We start from the raw sequence: 1,710 nt of genomic DNA on the forward strand, positions 1-1,710 counted from the left end.
CTCTGACACGTGCTTTTTAAATGCCTTTTCATCTGTTTATGTTCTATTTTGTGTCTTACTACCCGGAGTATTCAATTTCCCTATTTCGTTTATTTAGGTTTCACATCAGATAAATGGAGCTCCATTTGTACATTGCATCTCTCGTACGGTGACACTGCGCCCTCTATGGGTTTAAAACCTAACTTTTCATAAAGCTTAAGTGCCGGCACCAATACTGTATTACTTTCTAAGTAAAGGCGCTTTACCTTCATCAAAATTGCTCTTTCGATGATTTTCTTACCTAAAAGTAAACCAACACCTTTACCTTGAACGTCTGGCGATACAGCCATTTTTGCAAGCTCATAGTTATTATTATCGATTTTTATCAGGGCGCAACAACCAACAGCTCTCCCTTTATCCAATGCAATGAGAATAGCGCCTGATTGATTTAATATATAACCCTCAGGATCATTTAATGCATTATAATCTGGTTCTTCTAACGTCCAATATTGGCTGATCCACTCAACATTTAACGCTTTGAAAGCGTTCTGATATTTTGGTGCGTAATCTACAATATGAATGTCGGCTTTATTTTCATTCACTCTTGAACTTATTGGACGGAACCTTAAATGCCTATCAATGACCGTTAATGCTTGCCACAGATCAATTCCCGTTTCCTCTGTGAGCTGCTTCATCGCAAAATCAATCGCTTCACATTGGTTTTGCATTGCAGGAAGCATAGCGAGTGCCCTCTCATTCAACATCACCAAGGTGATACGGGAGTCCTCATTAGATTTATAACTGTCAATTAAATCAGCAACTTTCATTTCTTTAATAATCTTACTGACCGATACATGAGAATGACTTATTTTCTTCGCTATATTCACGACCGAATCAGCTCCAGTTGATGCAAGCACATAAAAGACAGGAAACCATTTAGGTTCGATCTCAAAGCCAAATTGCTTATAGGTGTTTTCTGCATCTTTGGATACTTGTGTGGCAAGGTGTCTTAAGGTGGTCCCTAAAGCAACATGCCCTAACTCATTATATGGCTTCATGGTAAAACTCCGTAACTAGTTACATATATATTAGTTACAAGTGTGAGAGCCTGTCAAATGAATTTTCTATCAAGCTATTTTTATGGCTGAATTTGCAGTGAAAGGTAATAAAGATATTCAGTCGAAGAGTTTGAGCCTTCATCTAAGGCGTATAACTCGCATAAACATGAGGTACGGCGCATTGAGCTATTTTTATGGCTAGATTTGTGAAAGGTAGTAAAGATATTCAGTCGTAGGGTTTGAGCCTTCATTTAAGACGTCTAGCCCGTATACGCCACGTACACATATGAACAGCGAAGTGAAACGTGGATCATTAAGCTATTTGTGGGCTAAGCAGAATGAATATCCACGTTATTCATATTTAATTGCTCGTATGATGAAAGTAATGAATCAACCTACTTATTCAAAAGTCACCTTTTATTAACTTTAAAAACACATTGATTCACAAAAAAACACCATATACAAACGGACATTGACACCCATTCAAAAAACTAAAACCAATAAGCTGGCAATGTTCAACCTGAAATATCGCTTAGGTAGCAAAATCGAATTAACTACATGCACTATAAGCTCAAAAATATAAAAAACTGAACTTATACGCGCCCAAAAGGCACGGCTAACCCGCCAAACCATGATGTATTGGTTATCTAGCGATTACCTTAATGGCCTAAAC

At 37.6% G+C, this 1,710-nt stretch carries 1 protein-coding gene; it reads right to left on the reverse strand.

Going from position 1 to position 1,710, the window contains the following annotated elements; genetic code table 11:
* Positions 1-89: 89 nt before the first annotated feature.
* Positions 90-1,037 carry a helix-turn-helix domain-containing GNAT family N-acetyltransferase gene (locus tag J8L97_RS22855; protein ID WP_211053018.1) on the reverse strand — a complete coding sequence of 316 codons (948 nt, stop codon included), beginning with the start codon at positions 1,035-1,037 and terminating at the stop codon, positions 90-92.
* Positions 1,038-1,710: the final 673 nt, after the last annotated feature.

Source organism: Pseudoalteromonas sp. MMG012, assembly GCF_018100875.1.
Lineage (GTDB): Bacteria > Pseudomonadota > Gammaproteobacteria > Enterobacterales > Alteromonadaceae > Pseudoalteromonas > Pseudoalteromonas aurantia.